Here is a 20440-nt window from a genome sequence, read left to right as displayed (position 1 = left end):
ACTACGAAAAGTAGCTTTAACGTCCTTGGAAAACTACAAAAGCTGTTCCTTGACTTTGAGTGTAAGCATCGTATCCGATGATTCTTACATGATGATCAGGGTATGCTCTATGGCATGCCTCTAATTCGCTCACGATCAAGTTAAGATCTTTTTCCCCAAAGAATGGGAGTTTCCAATAAGACCAATAAGTTTGCATACATCCACTTGGATGAACATGCTCAATAACTGGACTCCAACCTTGAGCAATTATGTACGCAATTTGGTCATATATTTCTTCCTGGGTCATCGGTGGTAAAAAACCGAATGTTTCCAGGGTTGCAACTGTTTGATAGTCGCTTACTGTGCTCTGGAAAGGCATAATTAATCAAAATGTGAATGAAAGTACTCGTAAAAACGAGATTTTAATAAGTCTGAGGAGAATAAATCTCCTCGATTTCGAAACTTGAGTTAACCCTGAACATCAAGTTTGTCGACAGTGTCAAACTCAAACTTAATTTCCTTCCAAGTTTCTAGAGCAATAGCTAATTCAGGACTATGCTTAGCAGCTTCCATGAGAATGTCTCTACTCTCTTTTTCGATTTCGCGACCAGCATTACGAGCTTTTACACAAGCTTCTAATGCAACTCTGTTAGCTGCAGCTCCAGCAGCTGAACCCCATGGGTGACCATGTGTTCCTCCACCGAACTGAAGGCAGGAATCATCCCCAAAGATCGCTAGAAGTGCAGGCATATGCCAAACGTGGATACCACCTGATGCGACTGCAAATACTCCAGGCATTGAACCCCAATCTTGATCAAAGAAGTTACCTCTTGATCTATCTTCAGGAACAAATGACTCTCTTAAGTTGTCTATATAACCAAGAGTTGTTTGACGATCACCTTCTAGTTTTCCAACAACGGTTCCAGTATGTAATTGGTCTCCTCCAGAAAGTCTCAAACATTTTGCAAGAACTCTGAAGTGAATACCATGCTTTGGATGTCTATCAATAACAGCATGCATAGCTCTGTGAATATGTAGGAGCATGCCATTTTTGCGACACCAATTAGCTAATCCAGTATTTGCAGTAAAACCACCAGTTATGTAATCATGCATGATGATTGGCATATCTAGCTCTTTTGCAAATTCAGCTCTTTCATAGAGTTCTTCAGGAGTGTTAGCAGTACAATTTAGATAATGACCTTTAACTTCTCCAGTTTCCCGCTGAGCAAGCTTAACTGCTTCTGCAACAAACTCAAATCTTTCTCTCCAACGTTGGAATGGTTGAGAATTTATATTCTCATCATCCTTCGTTAAATCAAGACCGCCTCTAAGACATTCATATACAACCCGACCATAGTTTTTACCAGATAATCCTAATTTAGGTTTGATGGTACAACCAAGTAGAGGTCTTCCGTATTTGTTAAGTCGATCTCTTTCAACTACGATTCCGTTTGGTGGACCACCGCAGGTTTTAATGAAAGCAATTGGGAATCTAATATCTTCTAGACGAAGATGTCTTAGAGCTTTAAATCCAAAAACGTTTCCTACAAGAGATGTTAATACGTTTGTAATTGAGCCTTCTTCAAAAAGATCTAAAGGATATGCAATAAAAGCATAGAAAGCTTCAGGATCTCCAGGAACGTCTTCGATTCGATAACAACGTCCCTTATAAAATTCTAAGTCTGTAAGTAACTCGGACCAAACTGTTGACCAAGTACCTGTTGAAGATTCAGCGGCAACAGCTGCTGCAACTTCTTCTCTTGGAACACCTTCCTGACCTGTACATTTGAAACAGGCTAGTAAATCGGTGTCTAGGGGAACATATTCTGGAGTCCAGTAGGTATCTCTGTACTCCTTTACCCCTGCGTCATACTTCTTACTCATAAGGATAAATTTAGGTCTGTGTAGGGAAAATAATTATTGTGCAAAATTTATAAATCTTGCTTTACTTAATTAGTCCTTTTGACCAAGAAATTCACCGTTACCTAGAGCAGGTTCAACTTCTCTATGAGGACGAGCAATAATGTGAGCTGCAACTAAACCGTCACCAACTCTTTCACAAGCGTCAGCACCAGCTCTTACAGCTGCGTTAACTGCTCCTGTTTCGCCTCTAACTAATACTGTGACATAACCGCCACCAACGAATTCACGACCAATAAGGCGAACTTCTGCTGCCTTTGTCATTGCGTCTGCTGCTTCGATTGCAGGTACAAGTCCGCGTGTCTCGATCATGCCGAGAGCGATACCCATTGTTTCTGTAGCCATTGTCTACTAAATACTAAATGTGGAATGTTCAATTCGAAGAATGCTTCATTAAGTACTTATAAGTCAAGCGTTTTCGACAAAATCTCCATTAATGTTTTTTCTATCATTCATAAGTTAAACTTATCACCCTTGGTACTATTGATATGTCAATACTTATGCAAATTAGTTAGTGCATCAAAACATACTGTTGTGTTAAGAAAAAATTTACATTATGTTATTTCCGTACGAGGCAGGCCCTGTCTACACAGGTGTGGAATGTTCAACCTTTCCTGTCTCCGTATCAAGCTTTGAAGTAAGATAGAACTCACAATAAATTTATTAGTTATTTTGAACCTTCCAGTTCTGACTATTGCGAGTGGCAATCAAAGGAAAGTATCTGAGATTTCAGAGATGCTGGATGTTTTATCTTTAAAGGTTGAGAAGCAACCAGAATATTTAAATGTTGAAGAGACTGGAAACACATATTTTGAGAATGCACTTCTAAAAGCAAAAGCAGCTGCTTTAGAGACTAAAACTTGGGCATTAGCTGATGACTCGGGTCTTGAAGTAGATGTTTTAGATGGTCGACCAGGAATTTATTCTGCTCGATATGCTAAAAATAATGATGAGAAAATTAAAAAATTAATTAATGAACTTTCTGAAAGCCCTTATAGGAGTGCAAGATTTATAAGTTGTATGGTTTTGTGCGATCCCTTAGGAAACTTAGTTAAAGATACAACAGGAATATGCTGGGGAGAAATTCTTAAGAACCCCAAATATCCAAATGGGGAATTCGAATCTATTTTTTGGGTAAAAGAGGCTAACTGTGTTTACGGTGAGCTCTCACAATCACAACTAAATAAATTAGGTAGTAGAGGTAAAGCTGCAAAAATTATGTCACCCTTTTTAAAAAAAGAGATAGGTTTGAGTTAAAAAATTCTCAATAATTTGAAATCTCCTCAATTGCTCTTATAGCAGCAGCTGCAGCCTCTTCTACATCCCCTTCTTTCCCGGCAAGAGTTAATCTACCAAAAGCTCCAACTGCCTTAACATCAACAACAGTTATATTGGATGCCTTTTCAGCTTCATTAGCTGCTTTTAAAACATAACCAGCTGGTTCAGTTTCTAATATAAACATACTCATCCCAGATTGAATCATTGATCCACTCCTGTTTTGTCTATTTATTAAAACAGCATGATCTGGAGTAATAGCTCGAATAACTTCTGTCCAACTTGTTGAAGGTTTGGTTCTTTTTCTAACTTCACTACCAATAGCATCTAGAACAACATCCCCGGAATGCAAAACAGTACTTTGATCTTTATGGTAAAGGGCAAGAGAACCAAATGCTCTTTCAACGATCATCTGTCCAAGTCTTACATTGCTAGCCTTTAAGGCAATATCAGTGACTCTATGCACGGCCATCCCAGGTGAAACTTCCATCCATAGGCATGAATCTCCAGGGATTGGTAAAAAACCTCTACTAACAGTTCCCATATATGCAGCCAATTGAGGCTGAAGAGAATCTAAAAAAACATATGTTCTTAACTCAATTTGTTCTACTTGACTTGCTTGTCTGGATACCAAAGACTTTTCTGAGTCAGTTGTAATAAAACAGCTTGCACCACTAGCCTGAGATTGCACCTCAGATCCTGTGACAAGAGAACTCCCTTTCTTTCGTTCCCCTCTGTTTAAACTAGAAGTTGGTTCCATTCACGCGACTATAACGGATAATGGTTCATTTTTTCCATTAAATTTACTTGCATGCTTCCCACAAAACGATAACTTCAAGTAAAAGATATGCATTTTTATGGGAACTTCTCAAAAAAAAGAACCAAATGTTTCTGGCACTGAAAAAGAATTAACTCCTGATCAAACTCTTGGATTAGTAAGCCTAAGCTTGATGCAAAAATTATCTCAGAAAGATCCATCTTTTAGTTGGTTAGAAGAAGATAAAATCGAGAAGGTAAATCTTAAGAACCTTAGAGATAGATTGGAGTTAACGCAATTAGCTATAAATACTGGAGCACCTTTAACTACTTCAGAAGTTACAGCTTTAATTGGAGCAAAGCCAGGAAAATCTAAGTTAGAAAGAGCAGGATTATTAGCAACGAAAATAGCTAGAAATGTATGGAAAATCTCAAAAACAAGTCAAGGAAATTCCTTCTACAGAAATTAAAATACGTCCAAAAAGTTTTTTTCATAATTCCCATTTAAGTATTTAAACATTCATATAAGTTTTTTAAATGTGTTCATTTTGTAAGAGAACTTATTAATTACTTTCTTAAATTAAAAAGTTTATGCAAGCTTGAAATATAAGCTCTTGAAAATTTTAATGAGTAAAGTTGAATTTAATAAGGAAACTGGACCGAGAGAAGTTTTTTGCGGTTTAACTTCAATAGTTTGGCTCCATAGAAGAATGCCTGATGCATTTTTTCTGGTAGTAGGTTCAAGGACATGTGCTCATTTAATTCAAAGCGCTGCTGGAGTTATGATTTTTGCTGAGCCAAGATTTGGGACTGCTATTCTTGAAGAAAAAGATTTAGCTGGTCTTGCTGACGCTCATGAAGAATTAGATCGGGTGGTTAATGATCTTATTGCAAGAAGACCCGAAATAAAAACTCTTTTTCTAGTTGGATCTTGTCCAAGTGAAGTAATTAAACTAGATCTTGCAACTGTCGCTGAGAAATTAAATAAAAGATTTTTAGGTCAAGTAAGATTCGTTAATTACTCTGGAAGTGGGATAGAAACAACTTTTACCCAAGGAGAGGATGGCGCCTTAAAAGCTTTAATTCCATTAATGGAGTCATCAAATGAGGAAAAATTATTATTAGTTGGGACTCTCGCAAATAATGTAGAGGATAGGTTTAAAAAGATTTTTAGAAATTTAGGAATTTCAAATATTGAGAGCTTTCCACCACGGCAATCGACAGAATTACCAAAGATTGGCAAAAATACAAAAGTATTATTAACTCAGCCTTATTTAAGTGATACGGTACGAGACCTCAAACATCGGGGGTGTGAAATAATTTCAGCTCCATTTCCTCTAGGTATCGAAGGCAGTACAAAATGGTTTTTAGCCGCTGCCAAAGCCTTCAAAATTAGTGAACTTAAAGTTCATGAAATAATTTCGCCTTTAATCAATAGAGCAAAACTTGCTCTTGATTCACACAAAGAAATACTTAAGGGAAAAAGATTATTTCTTCTTCCTGAATCGCAACTAGAGATATCTTTGGCAAGATTCTTGCATAATGAATGCGAAATGGATCTTATAGAGGTAGGCACTCCTTACCTAAATAAGGATTTAATGAAAGAGGAGATTAATTTATTACCTGATAATACAAAAATTGTTGAAGGGCAACATGTAGAAAAACAATTAGATCGGGTGAGAGAATCTAATCCAGACTTAGTAGTTTGTGGAATGGGTTTAGCTAACCCACTTGAGGCGGAGGGGATTAGTACTAAGTGGTCAATAGAAATGGTATTCAGTCCAATTCATGGAATTGATCAAGCCGCAGATTTGGCTGGTCTCTTCTCCAAACCTTTAAAAAGAAATCAAATACTTACTTCAAAAACTTTAGTAACGCATTAAAAACTATGGAATTAACTCTTTGGACGTATGAAGGACCGCCACATGTTGGTGCTATGAGAATTGCCTCGTCAATGAAAGACATTCATTATGTGCTTCATGCCCCCCAAGGAGATACATATGCAGATCTTCTTTTTACCATGATCGAGAGGAGGGGGCAAAGGCCTCCAGTAACTTATACAACTTTTCAGGCTAGAGACCTTGGAGGCGATACAGCAGAATTAGTGAAGAAAAATATTAAGGAAGCGGTTGAACGATTCAAACCCAAAACTCTTTTAGTCGGAGAAAGTTGTACAGCAGAACTTATCCAAGACCAACCTGGAGCACTTGCAAAAGGGATGGGGTTTGATATGCCGATTGTTAATCTTGAATTACCTGCTTATAGCAAGAAAGAAAATTGGGGGGCCTCAGAAACCTTTTATCAACTAACAAGAACCCTTTTAAAAGAAAAAGTAAGTTCTTCAGACAAAATAAATCCCCTTAGGTGGAGGAAATTAGGTAGGAGACCAAAAGTTAATATACTGGGCCCTTCATTACTAGGATTTAGATGCAGAGATGATGTAATCGAAATCCAACGCATACTTTCGGAACAAGGTATAGATACAAACGTAGTTGCTCCATTAGGTGCTAGTCCTGATGATATTGAAAGACTAATTGATGCTGAAATAAATATCTGTCTTTATAAAGAAATTGCTGAAGCTTCATGTGAGTGGCTTAAACGGAACTTTGGAATGGAATATACGAATACTATACCTATTGGAATAAAAAATACAATTGAATTTATAAATGAAGTTCATGAGAAATTAGATCTTCCTTTAACGAATAAAGAAGAATTAGAAAATAAATCAAAACTTCCTTGGTACTCAAAATCAGTTGACTCTAATTATCTAACTGGTAAAAGAGTTTTTATTTTTGGTGATGGAACACATGCAATTGCAGCAGCCAAAATTGCTAAGGAAGAATTGGGTTTTGAAGTAGTGGGTCTTGGAACATACAGCAGGGAGATGGCCAGGCAAGTAAGAGCTACTGCAAAAGATCTTAATGTAGAAGCTCTGATAACTAACAATTATCTAGAAGTGGAAGATGCCATGAAAAAGGCCGCCCCTGAACTCGTTTTAGGGACCCAAATGGAAAGGCATAGTGCAAAAAGACTGGGCATTCCTTGTTCAGTAATTAGTACTCCAATGCATGTTCAAGATGTTCCCGCAAGATATAGCCCTCAAATGGGATGGGAAGGAGCAAATGTGATTTTTGATGACTGGGTACATCCCCTAATGATGGGCTTAGAAGAGCATCTTATTGATATGTTCAAACATGACTTTGAGTTTGTTGATGGTCATCAAAGCCATTTAGGACATACAGCGACAAACACAAATAACATTTTAAATTCTGACGAGAAAAAAGAAAAAAATGGTAAAGAAGGAATTATCTGGACTGAATCTGGTAGAGCTGAATTAACAAAAGTTCCATTTTTTGTAAGAGGTAAAGTTAAAACAAATACTGAAAAATACGCAATCTTGAGAGGAATTCCAGAGATAAGCGATGAGACTCTTTACGATGCTAAAGCATATTTCAGTTAATTTTTACTAATAAAATATAATTAAGTCATGAGTATTTTGACTCATAATCTAATAGATTTAATCGTAAAAATTCAGTTATAAAAACATATTTCACACTTTTAATACAATTAAATACATATTTGTTTAGAAACATATTTCATGTGTGTTTACGCTGCAAGAATATAAATAATAATGTGTTTTAAGCTTTAAATGACAAGTACTATAAATAGACCTCTTGATGGAGAAGGAAGTGTTCAAGTAAAGCAAGATCCAAAAATTAATATTGAGGAAGGGGCTTTAGTTATTGCCGTCTATGGGAAGGGTGGCATCGGAAAATCAACTACATCATCAAACCTTTCTGCAGCATTCTCAAAATTAGGTAAAAAGGTTCTACAAATTGGATGTGATCCGAAACACGATAGCACTTTCACTTTGACGCACAAAATGGTTCCTACAGTTATAGATATTCTCGAAGAGGTGGATTTTCATAGCGAAGAATTGAGGCCAACCGATTTCATGTTTGAAGGTTTTAATGGCGTAATGTGCGTTGAAAGTGGAGGTCCTCCTGCTGGAACAGGGTGCGGGGGCTATGTAACCGGTCAGACAGTTAAATTATTAAAAGAACATCATTTATTAGAGGATACTGACGTTGTTATCTTTGATGTCCTAGGAGACGTCGTTTGCGGAGGATTTGCAGCTCCATTGCAACATGCAAATTATTGTCTAATTGTTACTGCTAATGACTTCGATTCAATATTCGCTATGAATAGAATTGTCTCTGCAATTAAAGCAAAAGCAAAAAATTATAAAGTCAGATTAGGTGGGGTAGTCGCAAATAGATCAAAAGAAACAGATCAAATTGATAAATTCAATGAAAGAACAGGTTTAAAAACTATGGCCCACTTTAAAGATGTCGACGCCATTAGAAGATCTAGACTAAAAAAATGCACCATTTTTGAAATGGAACCAACGAAAGATGTTATTGAAGTTCAAAATGAATATTTATCTCTTGCTAAAAATATGCTTGAAAACGTAGAACCTTTAGAAGGTAATCCACTTAAAGATAGAGAAATTTTTGATTTATTAGGATTTGATTAGTCTAAATTAATCTAATCCAACCAATTGGCGTGTTAAATCATATGTTTGTTGAGAGGTCTTCGTATCAATTATTCTTTTTGACAACTTTTGAGAAAAAGCTTTTCTACCAGTTTTCTGACGATTTCCCCAGCTCCAATGGACTGATGTTTTAGCAAATTCTTTATAAGTTGCCACTTTAGCAACTCTCTCTCCTGCCAGTCTTTGTGAAACATATCCTTTTGTTATGAATTTTTGAAATATAGGGAAAAGGATTCTAAATAACCAAGGTGTATCTCTAAAAAGTTTTGTATCAGCAACACATCCAGGATATAGAGAATTTACAATAATCTTCTCTGCAGGATATCTTTTTGATAATTCCTGAACGGTCACCATATTGCAAAGTTTACTATCCTTATAAGCCTTACCAGGTTTAAATTTCTTTCCATTCGCCATACTTATTGGAGATAAAAAACCATTTTTGAATCCAGATAAATCTCCCAAATCAGCTGGGGCAGGAATGGGAATCCTTCCTCCAAGTTCTGAATAATTAGCTGTAACAGTCCCTAATACTGTAATTCTTGGCTTGAATACAGTTGACTTGCCATTTAAAACAATTTCCCTTTCAGAAGATAAAATATTTTTTATAAGTAGGTTTATCATAAGAAAATGCCCAAAATGATTTACTGCCATAGAGTTTTCAAACCCCTGAGCAGACCTTTCAGGTCTCTTTAGTCTCGGTTTATAAACTGCTGCATTACAGATAAGAGAATTTATTGGCTTCTTAAATCTTTCTAATATTTCATCGCAACCTTTTCTCACATCATTCAAGTTAGAGAGATCTATTTCTATAAAGTGAACATTTTCAACTTCCTCTTTTGTCAAGAATTCCTCAGCTATTTTTATAGCTCTTTTATTTGATCGATTAACTGCTATAACCTCCCATCCAAATCTTAAAAGAGGTTTTAGAGTATTTAATCCAACTCCTGAAGTTGTTCCTGTTATTAGAACTAAACCCTTAATGTTCTTACTCACTAGCAAAAAAGTTAATTGAAAAATGAAAAGTAGAATGATTTAAGATCACCCTTATCAACGCCATATTACTCTGATAATGTCCCTAGAAATTATTTGATCTTGATCCTTCATAAATCTTTGCTCACCTTCGGAAGAGAATAAATCATCAAACTTATTTGTTAAAACATTAAATCTATATTTTTCGTATGAAAATGATTCTTCAATTTCCTTTAATCTGGTTAACCTAAATTTGGAGCTATAACCAAGTTTAATCAGGCTTATTATTGCTAGAAGGGAAAAGCTAATTTTTATAATTAAAAAAATCAATGATACAAAATTATCCTGTTTCTGCTGTCTTTTTAGAAATACAGACCCAAAATATTTTTTGATGAAAATACTATTTTTATAAAAAGACTTTGACAAATTAAGTACTTTATATTTTTACTGAATAAATCAATTCAGTCTTACTTTATTATTACCTTATAAATTTTAAATTTTCTAATAGACTTTAGTTTCTACCTAAACTAATTCCTAGTCTTAATGCTAAAACTCCTGCATGCATAACAACTATGAGGCTTAATGCAATAAGATTTATTGTTTGAGTTGGCTCCATGGGAAAAAAATCATTTTCTATATTCTCCACCTAAAAGAGAAGATTTGAAACACTATTACAAAATGATGTTACGTAATTAACAAATTGAAAGAAAAAATTTATTGAAAATTATCATAAATAAACCTACAAATTTAGTTTTGGGAATTGAAAATCAGGCTTTAATTTTTTCAACAAATACTTTACCTGGATTTGATCAGATGGCTTTAGATTTAAATTCTTTAGATCAGACAATTTCGAATCCCGAAATAATTCTCACATTGAGGTTCTACTATTGGACTGGGGATTGGCTATCAATTGGCTTTCACCAAAAGGAAATTCCTCTTCATTGGAAAAATTTATTATCAAATGGGGAAATTAATATTGTTAGACGTCCCTCTGGAGGGGGAGCTGTTCTGCATTCAGGAGGTATAACATATGCATTAACATTTAAAAAAACTTACTATAAAGTCTTAAGTTATGAAATGGTTAATAATTGGTTAATTAAAAGTTTTGGAGAATTAGGCCTAAACTTACAATATGGTAATTTAAGAAAATCAAGTATTAAAACGAATTGTTTTGGGACTTCATTAATTTCCGATTTAGTTGATCAGGATGGATTTAAGAGAATAGGTAGTGCTCAATTTCGTAAAAAAGGTGCATTCCTTCAACATGGAGAAATTCAAACAAATCCTTCAAGAGATTTGTGGTTCAAATTATTTAAAGAAGAAGCTCCACCAAAAATAAATTTAAAACTAACAAATGATGAAATAGTTCAACATTTGAGAAATTCATTCATGGAAAAAAAATCAAATATAAATTTCAAAAATATTGCCATAGATAATAAAAAATAGAAATTTTTAATAGCAAGAATTATTAAAGATCTCCTTTCTGCTTCATTGAATTAATTATTCTCGGCAATTCAATTCCTAAGGGATAATTATTTTTAAAGTTTAATTTGTTAACAATATCTGTAGGCAAATTAAAACCTAATTTATTCAAGACAAAGTTTCCAATTTTTGACCTATCAATTATCCCCAAAGGGATATTTGCAGCATTTAGAACCAATAAAAAACCTTCATTTGTTTCTTCAAGTCTTTCTATAGTTCTCCATAATTTATCGTCATAAGATACACTTTCAAAACTATCGATTGGTTTCTTAAAATCTCCAACAAAGTTCTGTTCCCATTTTTTTAAGGAAACAGTTTTTAAAATATTCTCATCAACAAAACCGGTCCATCTACCATTATTCGTAACAAAAAAATATTTATCCGATGCATCCTTCTTATTTTTTATTAACTTATTAAATTCTGAGAAATTTAAATCGTATTCAATTTTCCTCAAAGGTTTTAATTTGATCTCAGAAACTTTACTAAATTTAAGTATGTTCTCAATTTTAAAAAATTGACTTTCAGATTTTGAAGAATTAATTCCAAACAAGCCCAAAAAAGAAAGAATAAAACCAAAGTAAAAGTTAAATCTAAACAAACAAATTATCCCAAAAAATAAAACAAAAAAAGATAATAATAAATTTACTTTATTGAGGAAATTTCTTCCTTTATTTTTACTCCCTGAGAAATGCCAAATAATACTTTTTAATAAATTCCCTCCATCTAAAGAACTAATTGGAATCAAATTTAAGAAGCCTAAGAATAGATTAAATATACCTACTCTTGAAATTACATTAACTGCTATTTGTTCCTGAGATGCACTGTTATTACTAATCAAAAGTAAGATAGAGGCTGTAGCAAAACATAAAAGAGGTCTTACAATTGCAATTTTTATATTACCTAAAGCAGTTTGACAATACTTATCTATTTGTAAAATTGCTCCTAAAAAATAAAAAGTAATTTTTTTTATTTTTACGCCCTGATTAAGTGAAACAAAAGTATGAAAAACCTCATGAAAAATAATTGAAGATAATAAGAAAAAAGAAGTTAAAAACCCTATAATCCAAGCTTCTTTATTATTGTAGATATCGCCAGAAGATAAATTGACCTGATTACTTATACTCCATGAGAATAAAAAGAGAATAACAAACCAATAGGGATGAACTTTAAAGGGAATTCCCCATATTTTAAAAATTTGCCAACTTCTCAAAAATAATCTCCGCTATATTTAGCAATAATATTAATCTTACATGCAGGATAATGATATGCTCAAGACTAATCCTCTAGTTAAAATTTGTGGACTAACTTCTGAAGAACAAGCTCTTCAAGTCGCTAAATTAGGAGCGAATGCTATCGGCATTATTTCAGTGGAAGAGTCACCAAGATATATATCAGCTGAAATTAAGAAAAAAATTTTTAAAACATTAGAAAAGTTGCATCCAAAAATCGAGAGGGTTTCAGTTGTACAAAATTGTCCAATAGACTTAATTATTAAAAATTTCTTAGGAAACCCGAGTGAAACTATCATTCAATTACATGGAGATGAAGATATTGATTACTGCAAAAAAATAAGAGAAAAAATTCCTAATATTGGCCTATGGAAGGCTTTCAGAATAAAAACGGAAAAGGATATAGATAAAATAAAGCCTTTTGAGGATTTTGTAGATGCTATCCTACTTGATTCTTGGAATGAAAAAACTTATGGAGGTTCAGGGAAAAAAATAAAATCTACTTATTTAAAGAATCTCCAATTTAGCAAACCTTGGTGGTTAGCAGGTGGAATATCAATTGAATGGCTTAATGAAATCCTTGCAGATATAAAACCTGATGGACTAGATATTTCAAGTAGTATTGAATTTTCTCCGGGTTTAAAAGATTTAAAAAAAACGGAAGATCTTTTTAATTTTTTAAATAGAAATTAGTAATTATTTGTAGCAGACTGCTGTTTTACAAGCTCAAAAAATTCTTGTTTTAAACTTAAATCGTGTCTAAAATCGCCTCTAACCACAGAATTTATCATACTTGTATTTGGTTCTTTGACTCCCCTCCACTTCATACAATAATGTTGGGCTTTTACAATAATGCCTAAACCTTTAGGTTCGCACAGTTTTTCAATTTCATCTGCAAGGATCATTACAGCTTCTTCCTGAATATGAGGTCTTGAAAAAACCCAATCAGCAACTCTCGCAAATTTTGAAAGTCCTATGACTTTATTTCCAGGTTTAATACCTATCCAACACTCTCCTAGAATTGGAACTAAGTGATGTGAACATGCAGATCTTACCGAGATTGGACCAACTGTATAGATTTCATCAAGATTCTTGTCATTAGGAAAACTTGTAACTTTAGGTTGTTCATGATATCTACCTTTAAAAACTTCATTTAGATACATTTTTGAAACTCTTTCAGCAGTTTCTTGAGTATTATGATCATTCTCAACATCAATTACGAGGGACTTTAGTAAGTCTTTAACTCTTGAGGCTACTTCTTTTTCTAAAATTTCTAATTCGCCTGGATTTATAAAATCAGAAATATTATCGTTAGCACTAAATCTTGTACCAGAATTCTTAATTCTGTCTCTTATAATTTCAGAAATTAGTTTATTAGTAATCTGGTCGTCAAAGTTTCTAATATTATCGTTGGGTAATGTAGAGGTCATAAAATTTTAAACAGAAAATTGTATGCAACTTAATTTACTGTATCTTCCAAAAGCTTAATTGCTCATATACTATATCACATTCTCTTGTTCAATCGGGTTCTAGTATCACTAAAAAAAATCACTGTTTTAAGATTAATCAGATAAACAATATGTTTAAAAGGCTCCGCCAGAAGGCATCAAAGTCAAGTCTTCGATCAATTGTGATTCAGGTTTTTGAGCCATGTATAGAATAGTTTCTGATACCTCTTTTGAGGAGAGCATAGAAGTTCTATCAAAATCAGAATTGATTGATTCGGAGTCCCAAAGAGGAGTATTTACTGAACCAAGAGTGATTGTGCACGCTCTTATTGAATTAGATCTCTCCTCCTCCCTCAAGCATTTAGTAAACATAGCTAGTGCAGATTTTGAAACACAATAAGCTCCCCATTGGGGGAATGCATTATAAGAGGCATGACTACTAACATTTATAACTAAACCACCATTTTTTCTCATTTGAGGAATTATTGAACTACAAATTTGAAAAACACTTGTGAGATTTATTTGAATAGTTTGTTCCCATTGACCTAATTCCATTTCAACTAAAGGACCATTAAATGCGCAACCGGCATTATTTATCAATACTGAAGGGCATCCATACTTCTCAATTGCCTCTATAACACGATGCTTTATTTGTAGAGGATTAGATAAATCACACTTCACCAGGTTAATTTTTGATTTAGTGGTCAACAGTTCGCTCTTTAGTTTCTCCATTAAATCTATATTCCTGGAGAGTAAAATTAAATCCCAGCCAGCATTAGCAAAAGTAATTGCGGTAGATCTACCAATACCTTTCGTAGCACCCGTTATAAAAGCTAGTTTCAAGTTATTCAGTTTTTTGGGGGATTTCACTATAAATCTCTTCAATATTATTTGCTTCGATAAATTTACCTAAAACCCTAAACTTTTTGTATCTTTCCTCAATTAATTCGTTTTCAGGCATTTGCAGTAAAGCATTAAGGTGTTTCTCAATAGCCTCTTTTAGTGTGTTACCAGCATCCAAAGGAGCCCAATTATTCCCACCAGAAGGTTCTGGTAATACCTCATCTATTATACCTAATTTAAGTAAATCTTTACCTGTAATTTTAAGTGCTGATGCAGCTTCTGGAGCCTTCGCAGCATCTCTCCACAAAATTGATGCACATGCTTCTGGACTAGCAACTGTGTAAACACTGTGTTCAAACATTAATAACCTATCGGCAACACCTATTCCAAGTGCTCCTCCAGAACCTCCTTCTCCAATAACGGTAGCCACAATTGGAACTTTCAATCCAAACATCTCTCGAAGGTTTCTTGCAATCGCTTCACCTTGACCTTGTTCTTCAGCCTTTAAACCAGCATAAGCTCCAGGAGTATCAATAAATGTAAGAATTGGCAAAGAAAATCTATTTGCATGCTGCATTAATCTAAGAGCTTTTCTGTAACCTCCTGGTTTTGCCATCCCAAAATTTCTTACTACATTTTCTTTTGTGTCCCTTCCTTTCTGATGCCCTAACATCAGCACTGGTCTATTATTTATCGAACCTATCCCACCAATTAGTGCCATATCATCGCCACCATTTCTGTCTCCATGTAATTCGATCCAGTCATCACAAAACATTTGAACAAAATCCAACGTACTTGGTCTTTGAGGATGTCTAGCTACCTGAATCTTTTGAGCAGGGGTGAGAGATTTAAATATTTCTTCTCTTCTCCTAGCAGCTAAGGTTTCAAGCTGCAAAAGCTGTTGACTAACATCTACTTCTGAATCTCGGGCTAATTCTTTAATTTGCTCTATCTGCTTCTCAAGTTCAACAAGAGGCTTTTCAAAATCAAGGAGGTAACGTTTAGCCATAATTTAGACAGTTAATACTTTAGGCTGCTTATCAAGTCCAATAGCAGAAAAACCATGTTTTAAAGACGCTGCTCCAATAAATTCCATCTTTTCAAGGGAAATGTTATTTCTTCCCCAACTAAAGTTTGTATGACACTTTTCAAATTCTAAAATCATAGCTTCTGCAAAGCAAGCAAACATCTCTCGCTGAGGGTTTTGCATTTCCGCAAGTTCCATCATATTCCAACCAATATCATTAAAAAACTCTACTATACCTCCTTTTAAAACATGAATATTTTCACCCTGAAATTTCTCATCAAGATTTTTGGGGTATCCGCCATCAATCATTAAACATGGTTTTTTTAAGTTATCTGTATCAATTTCAATAGTTTTAGGCATACTTGCAACCCATACAACAATATCCGCCTGAGGCAATGCCTCATTTAAGCTTGTTACAGTGCCACCATCTAATTCTTTTTGTAACAGCGCCAGTGGTTCTTGTTGTCTTGCTACCATAAGAAGCTCTGAAATCCCAGTTTTATTGATAAGCCATCTACAAACAGCACTACCAATATCCCCTGTAGCACCAATTACAGCAACAGTTGCTTTTTTAAGGTCTATACCAATACGAGGCGCATTTATTTCTAGTTGCTTACAAATAACCCAGGCGGTATGAGTATTGCCCGTAGTAAACCTTTCCCACTCTAATGAAGTATTTCTAATTTGTTTATGCTGTAGAAGATTAAAATTCTCAAAAATAATAGAAGTAAATCCTCCTAAAGCGGTAATGTTAATCCCTTTTTTCTGAGCTAGTTCCATAGCATTTAGTACTTTTCTTCTAGCCGTTTTAAACCTAGAAAGCATTTCAGGAACAAAGCACGAATCTATATAAGAACCTTCAATAGATATTCCAGTAGCACTCTTAACTTCTACATTTTCAACAAGCTGAGGAGGAGCAGTACACCAAACATCCAAGTCGCCATCAGCAATATGATCAAAGCCTAGCATCGAAGCTTTTCTTTTCGCATCTTCAAAACTGGTTGAGTGGCCTATTAACCCAAACATTTAAAATTTATAAATGGTTTCTATACAATGTTATGAACAATAGCACAGAGGTAACTACTTAAATAGGATTGATTAATTATTAAAATTCTTAATTAATTAGAAATGTAATTAGACGATAGCTGCCATAGCCATTCTTGCAATTTCTCTATTGTCTAGACCTATTTCCATCAATGTATCTTGATAAGCAATCATAAATTCTTCCATTAATTCTTCTCTGTCCATAGCTAAAGCTGATGCGTCATCAGCTACTTCATCTAACATCTTTTTAATTAACGGAAGATTAACCTTATTAGCTTCCATTAATTCCTCTTTACAAGTAGATAAATTCTCTTTAAGCCACTCTTGACCATAATTTAAATGCAGATATTCATCTTTAACAACTCCCTCTGTTATTTTTTTTGCAAAAGGATCCGCAACTCTTATGTAAACGTTATAAGCAGAAATTGCAAATGCTTCAATTAAGATAGCTTGTATTAAAAGACATGTTGTTAAATTTCCTTTTTCAAGGGCTACTTGAAAATTACCATGTAATTTAGAAAAGAATTTTTTAGCAAATTCCATATCAGCTACTACACCTAAATTTCTTCCACATGCAGTAAAGCCTTTTTTATGCTTCATTTCCATTCTTGCCAATTTAGTTAACTCCTCTATCTCATTTGGAATTAAAGTTGCTATTGAAATGTAATTATCATGAGCTTCTTGCTCTCCTTCTATAACAATTGCATTAATTCTGCTGTACGCATCCTTATAAGAATCTGTAGTGAAGTCGGGCAATTCTAAAGAAATCGGATTAGTCGATTCTTCAATAATTTTTTTATTTGATTCTAGAGTTTGCATGTCAGTAATCTTTAGCTCATTATGCATGAATATTACACGATTATAGAGAGTTTATTTAAATATCATGAAAATAGTTTCAATTGTTAAGTCACATTTTTTACTTAAACTTATTTAAGAATTGTTTGGCCAATCTGATTGCATCAGATTCATAATCAATTTGAACCAATGATTAATCAATAATTCTTTTAAATTTTTCCCTAAAGACTCATTTGCTCCTCTACTATCTCCAATAACACCTGATTTACTGAAGTCGTCAGTAAGCCAAGAAGTAGGCGCATTGCCCTCTAGACTCCAGCCTTCAGGGATCTCTGCGTTATTACCTTCATTTGGGCGTTCATCACCTACCAATTCTGGTTTCAAAGCCAGCATCAAACTTGTTTCAGCTAAAGAAGCATGAAGCCCATCTTCAATCTCAGTTTTTGTTAACAATTCATTCAATCCATTCACGCCACTCCATAAAAAACAAGGGAAAACTGCAATACTTGGTGCGACACTTCTTAGCTCTCTTGCAGCTGTATTTAAAAGTGAAATTTGACCTCCATGTCCATTAATTAATATCAATCTTTTAAAACCCATTTCAGATAATTGACCTCCGACTTCCTTTATCATTGACGTTATTAAATTTGAGGAAAATGAAATTGTCCCTGCAAAACCCTTATGTTCTGGAGAAAAACCAATATATTGTGTTGGAAGTTTTTTTAATGGAATATCGGCAGGGAATAATTTGAAAACTTCGCTAATAATTTCATCAACAAAAATACTGTCTGTAGCTAGAGGCAAATGCGGCCCATGTTGCTCAACAGCACCGAATGGCCAAATCACTGTTGATCTTTTGTCTTTTGCAACACACTCAATTTCTTGCCAATTTAAATATTCAAATTTATTAGGTATTGGTTTAAAGTTCATTAATTTTAATTTTGAGTACTAACATTTAGAGTATGTTAATAATTAATTATTCTTATTTTACCTACAATGGGAGTCAGTAATAAAAATGCCCAAGAGAATATCCAACCAAAGGGCAATAAAAAACCTCTTCAGGTACTTCACATAAGCAAGAAAGATACTCAAAAAATAGATAATGAGCAAACCAATTCGCAAGAAGAAATTAAGAAAGAAGATATCGCAATCAAACCGCAAATCATTAAAAATGATTCAGTAAAAAAAGTTGAGGACAATAATGAAAGCACCAAGAATTTTGATATTTCTCAACAAAATTTAACTCAACAAGACCTAAATAGACCCCTTAACTTTTCTGAGCAAAACACAGATTTTCAATTAGAAAGAACAGTTGATGAATTCGACTTTGATGAAAGTGCTTTTTTGGAGGCTTTAAATGCAAATGAGCCAATTGGGGCTACAGGAGAAACAATTTCAGGTAAGGTTATAGCAATCGAAAGTGATGGATTATATGTAGACATTGGGGGGAAAGCACCTGGTTATATGCCCAAAAAAGAATGTGGTTTGGGTGTAATCACTAACTTTAAAGAAAAGTTTTCTATAGGCCTTGAAATGGAAGTTTTGGTAATCAAAGAACAAAATGCTGATGGGATGGTAACGGTGAGCGCTAGAGCATTAATTCTCAGGCAAAGTTGGGAGAAAGTATCAAGTTCCGCAAAAAATGGAGAATTAATCAACGTTTTAATTAATGGATTTAATAGGGGTGGGCTTACTTGTGATGTAGATGGATTAAGAGGATTCATCCCAAGATCCCAACTTGAAGATGGTCAAGATTATCAATCTTTTGTTGGCAAAACTCTAAAAGTAGCGTTTCTTGAGGTGAATCCAGAATCCAGAAAATTAGTTCTCTCTGAAAAGAAAGCATCATTAGTCTCTAAAATTACAAGTTTAGAATTAGGTCAATTAATTGAAGGAGAAGTTTTAGCAGTAAAACCATATGGCTTCTTTATAGATTTAGGTGGAGCTAGTGGACTTCTTCATCAATCCTCACTAACAAATGGATCGATTCGTTCTTTAAGAGAAGTTTTTAGAGAAGGGGAAATGATAAAAGCTTTAATATCTGAAATAGACCTCGAAAAAGGTCGTATTGGTCTCAATACAGCACTCCTAGAAAACTCTGCGGGAGAATTAATTATTGATAAGCAAAAAGTTATGCAAGAAGCCACAGAGAGAGCACTAAAAACTAAAGCACTCTTCGATAAAAAAGAACAAGATAAATGAACATTAAAAAAAGAATGGAGTCAAGTCTTAAATTAAAAATTTCAGATTGGGAATTAGACTTTTACTCAAGGCCCATTATTGAATCAAATGGAAAAAAAAGGTGGGAATTAATTATCTGCTCTACAAGAAGTTATAAGACACAAGATGTTTTTCTCTGGAACAAAAAGTGTCCTGCTAATGAAGTTAATTCAGTTTGGCTTACAAAGGCGCTAAATGAAGCAATAAGTGAAGCAAAAAAACAAGGGTGGGAGAAACCTTCTCTAGTTCGATTCTGGAGGTCATCAATGAAATCGATCATTAAGAAATCTCTTGAGGCCGTAAGTATTGAGGCTATTGTAAGTAGGAGAACTTACAATTTATTAGATAGAATCGAATTTCTTGAAAAAGAGATTTATCCAAAGGAAAAAGGTTATGTAAGAGGTGTATTAGCTCCTACTTTTACTTCTAAAATGGAAAACTCACCTACACCTCTACCAGAAGCAGTAAGAGGTGATGCTTTAACTATCTCTGAAATATCAATTGGCGAATTAAAATCAGCAGAAAATTGGCCTATGGAATTTGGAGATATTTTCCCAATTCAGCAAGATTTAGATGATAATTACTTAGTTCCAGGATTAAGACTTTTTAGCAAAGATAGATCTTTGGCACTTTCTGCATGGTTTAGTTGTTTAGAACCTATTAAATTAATCGTAAATAAGAACCAACTAATACTTGAAGCTTCAGAAGATGATAAGTGGCTGGTAACTGATTTACCAGAAAAAGATGCAAGCATTTTGAATACAAAGTTTTTAGAGAATAAAAAAAATTCTTTTGATTATCAATTTATTTCCATACAGTCAACGCCTTATATCGAAAAATTTGCAGGATTCTGGATCTTAAGAGATATTGAATTAATTCCATAAATTTAATTTAGGAG

At 34.0% G+C, this 20440-nt stretch carries 22 protein-coding genes; 9 read left to right on the top strand and 13 right to left on the bottom strand.

The features are described 5' to 3' along the window. Positions 1-16: 16 nt before the first annotated feature. The 3 genes from EU98_RS0108650 to EU98_RS08355 form a co-directional block, all read right to left on the bottom strand. Complete coding sequence (locus tag EU98_RS0108650; protein ID WP_011862568.1) at positions 17-358, bottom strand: ribulose bisphosphate carboxylase small subunit; 342 nt, start codon at positions 356-358, stop codon at positions 17-19. A gap of 89 nt (positions 359-447) precedes the next feature. Continuing rightward, entirely contained in the window at positions 448-1863 is a 1416-nt protein-coding gene (locus tag EU98_RS08350; protein ID WP_011862567.1) for a form I ribulose bisphosphate carboxylase large subunit, read from the bottom strand. Positions 1864-1932: 69 nt separating this feature from the next. Next, positions 1933-2244 (bottom strand): BMC domain-containing protein, encoded by a 312-nt coding sequence (locus EU98_RS08355; RefSeq protein WP_002807869.1) that lies wholly within the window; start codon positions 2242-2244, stop codon positions 1933-1935. A 327-nt stretch (positions 2245-2571) separates the two neighbouring features. On the opposite strand from EU98_RS08355, the gene EU98_RS08360 reads away from it, so the two are divergent. After that, a complete protein-coding gene (locus EU98_RS08360) occupies positions 2572-3156 on the top strand; it encodes a non-canonical purine NTP pyrophosphatase (RefSeq protein WP_032514913.1) in 585 nt (194 codons plus the stop codon). A gap of 7 nt (positions 3157-3163) precedes the next feature. Here EU98_RS08360 and EU98_RS08365 read toward each other — a convergent pair whose 3' ends face one another. Next, positions 3164-3934: a microcompartment protein gene (locus EU98_RS08365; protein ID WP_025894192.1), complete on the bottom strand. Its 771-nt coding sequence runs from the start codon at positions 3932-3934 to the stop codon at positions 3164-3166. A gap of 97 nt (positions 3935-4031) precedes the next feature. Between EU98_RS08365 and EU98_RS08370 the strand changes: the two genes are divergently transcribed. The 4 genes from EU98_RS08370 (at position 4032) to bchL (ending at position 8467) form a co-directional block, all read left to right on the top strand. After that, on the top strand, positions 4032-4400 hold the full coding sequence (locus tag EU98_RS08370) for a hypothetical protein (RefSeq protein ID WP_011862565.1): 369 nt from the start codon (positions 4032-4034) through the stop codon (positions 4398-4400). Between the two features lie 156 nt (positions 4401-4556). Then, positions 4557-5813, top strand: coding sequence for a ferredoxin:protochlorophyllide reductase (ATP-dependent) subunit N (locus EU98_RS08375; RefSeq protein WP_025965465.1), 1257 nt, complete (start codon positions 4557-4559; stop codon positions 5811-5813). Positions 5814-5818: 5 nt separating this feature from the next. After that, positions 5819-7390, top strand: a complete 1572-nt coding sequence (locus EU98_RS08380) for a ferredoxin:protochlorophyllide reductase (ATP-dependent) subunit B (RefSeq protein ID WP_032514912.1) — start codon at positions 5819-5821, stop codon at positions 7388-7390. Between the two features lie 189 nt (positions 7391-7579). Beyond that, a complete protein-coding gene (gene bchL, locus EU98_RS08385) occupies positions 7580-8467 on the top strand; it encodes a ferredoxin:protochlorophyllide reductase (ATP-dependent) iron-sulfur ATP-binding protein (RefSeq protein ID WP_032514911.1) in 888 nt (295 codons plus the stop codon). A 6-nt stretch (positions 8468-8473) separates the two neighbouring features. Here the strand turns inward: bchL and EU98_RS08390 are convergent, their stop codons facing one another. Further along, positions 8474-9478, bottom strand: a complete 1005-nt coding sequence (locus EU98_RS08390) for a protochlorophyllide reductase (protein WP_032514910.1) — start codon at positions 9476-9478, stop codon at positions 8474-8476. A gap of 487 nt (positions 9479-9965) precedes the next feature. Then, the gene (psaM, locus tag EU98_RS08395) at positions 9966-10070 is read right to left on the bottom strand and encodes a photosystem I reaction center subunit XII (RefSeq protein WP_025887817.1); all 105 of its coding nucleotides are present in this window, start codon (positions 10068-10070) and stop codon (positions 9966-9968) included. Positions 10071-10171: 101 nt separating this feature from the next. Between psaM and EU98_RS08400 the strand changes: the two genes are divergently transcribed. Then, on the top strand, positions 10172-10900 hold the full coding sequence (locus EU98_RS08400; protein ID WP_032514907.1) for a lipoyl protein ligase domain-containing protein: 729 nt from the start codon (positions 10172-10174) through the stop codon (positions 10898-10900). A 22-nt stretch (positions 10901-10922) separates the two neighbouring features. Here EU98_RS08400 and EU98_RS08405 read toward each other — a convergent pair whose 3' ends face one another. Continuing rightward, positions 10923-12146, bottom strand: coding sequence for a site-2 protease family protein (locus EU98_RS08405; protein WP_032514906.1), 1224 nt, complete (start codon positions 12144-12146; stop codon positions 10923-10925). Between the two features lie 55 nt (positions 12147-12201). Between EU98_RS08405 and EU98_RS08410 the strand changes: the two genes are divergently transcribed. Beyond that, positions 12202-12858: a phosphoribosylanthranilate isomerase gene (locus tag EU98_RS08410; RefSeq protein WP_032514980.1), complete on the top strand. Its 657-nt coding sequence runs from the start codon at positions 12202-12204 to the stop codon at positions 12856-12858. Here the strand turns inward: EU98_RS08410 and folE are convergent. The 6 genes from folE to EU98_RS08440 all read right to left on the bottom strand — a co-directional run bounded on the left by folE (position 12855) and on the right by EU98_RS08440 (position 18252). Continuing rightward, the gene (gene folE / locus EU98_RS08415) at positions 12855-13595 is read right to left on the bottom strand and encodes a GTP cyclohydrolase I (protein WP_025945790.1); all 741 of its coding nucleotides are present in this window, start codon (positions 13593-13595) and stop codon (positions 12855-12857) included. The genes EU98_RS08410 and folE overlap by 4 nt on opposite strands. 153 nt (positions 13596-13748) lie before the next feature. Then, positions 13749-14483, bottom strand: coding sequence for an SDR family oxidoreductase (locus EU98_RS08420; RefSeq protein ID WP_032514905.1), 735 nt, complete (start codon positions 14481-14483; stop codon positions 13749-13751). Continuing rightward, a complete protein-coding gene (locus tag EU98_RS08425; RefSeq protein WP_032514903.1) occupies positions 14458-15465 on the bottom strand; it encodes an acetyl-CoA carboxylase carboxyltransferase subunit alpha in 1008 nt (335 codons plus the stop codon). The genes EU98_RS08420 and EU98_RS08425 overlap by 26 nt, the downstream gene beginning before the upstream one ends. Before the next feature lie 3 nt (positions 15466-15468). After that, on the bottom strand, positions 15469-16509 hold the full coding sequence (locus EU98_RS08430; RefSeq protein WP_025924281.1) for a long-chain acyl-[acyl-carrier-protein] reductase: 1041 nt from the start codon (positions 16507-16509) through the stop codon (positions 15469-15471). A 108-nt stretch (positions 16510-16617) separates the two neighbouring features. Continuing rightward, on the bottom strand, positions 16618-17346 hold the full coding sequence (locus tag EU98_RS08435) for an aldehyde oxygenase (deformylating) (protein ID WP_032514978.1): 729 nt from the start codon (positions 17344-17346) through the stop codon (positions 16618-16620). Between the two features lie 111 nt (positions 17347-17457). Next, positions 17458-18252, bottom strand: coding sequence for a creatininase family protein (locus EU98_RS08440; RefSeq protein ID WP_032514902.1), 795 nt, complete (start codon positions 18250-18252; stop codon positions 17458-17460). Between the two features lie 66 nt (positions 18253-18318). On the opposite strand from EU98_RS08440, the gene EU98_RS08445 reads away from it, so the two are divergent. Together EU98_RS08445 and EU98_RS08450 are read left to right on the top strand one after the other, a co-directional pair. Beyond that, positions 18319-19524 (top strand): S1 RNA-binding domain-containing protein, encoded by a 1206-nt coding sequence (locus tag EU98_RS08445; RefSeq protein WP_032514901.1) that lies wholly within the window; start codon positions 18319-18321, stop codon positions 19522-19524. Then, positions 19521-20426, top strand: a complete 906-nt coding sequence (locus EU98_RS08450) for a Tab2 family RNA-binding protein (RefSeq protein ID WP_032514900.1) — start codon at positions 19521-19523, stop codon at positions 20424-20426. Before EU98_RS08445 ends, EU98_RS08450 begins: the two co-directional genes overlap by 4 nt. Positions 20427-20440 lie beyond the last annotated feature (14 nt).

It is taken from the genome of Prochlorococcus marinus str. MIT 9314 (genome assembly GCF_000760035.1).
GTDB lineage: Bacteria > Cyanobacteriota > Cyanobacteriia > PCC-6307 > Cyanobiaceae > Prochlorococcus_A > Prochlorococcus_A marinus_B.
The sequence above is the reverse complement of the archived record's forward strand: the minus strand, read 5'-3'. Positions and strand labels throughout refer to the sequence as shown.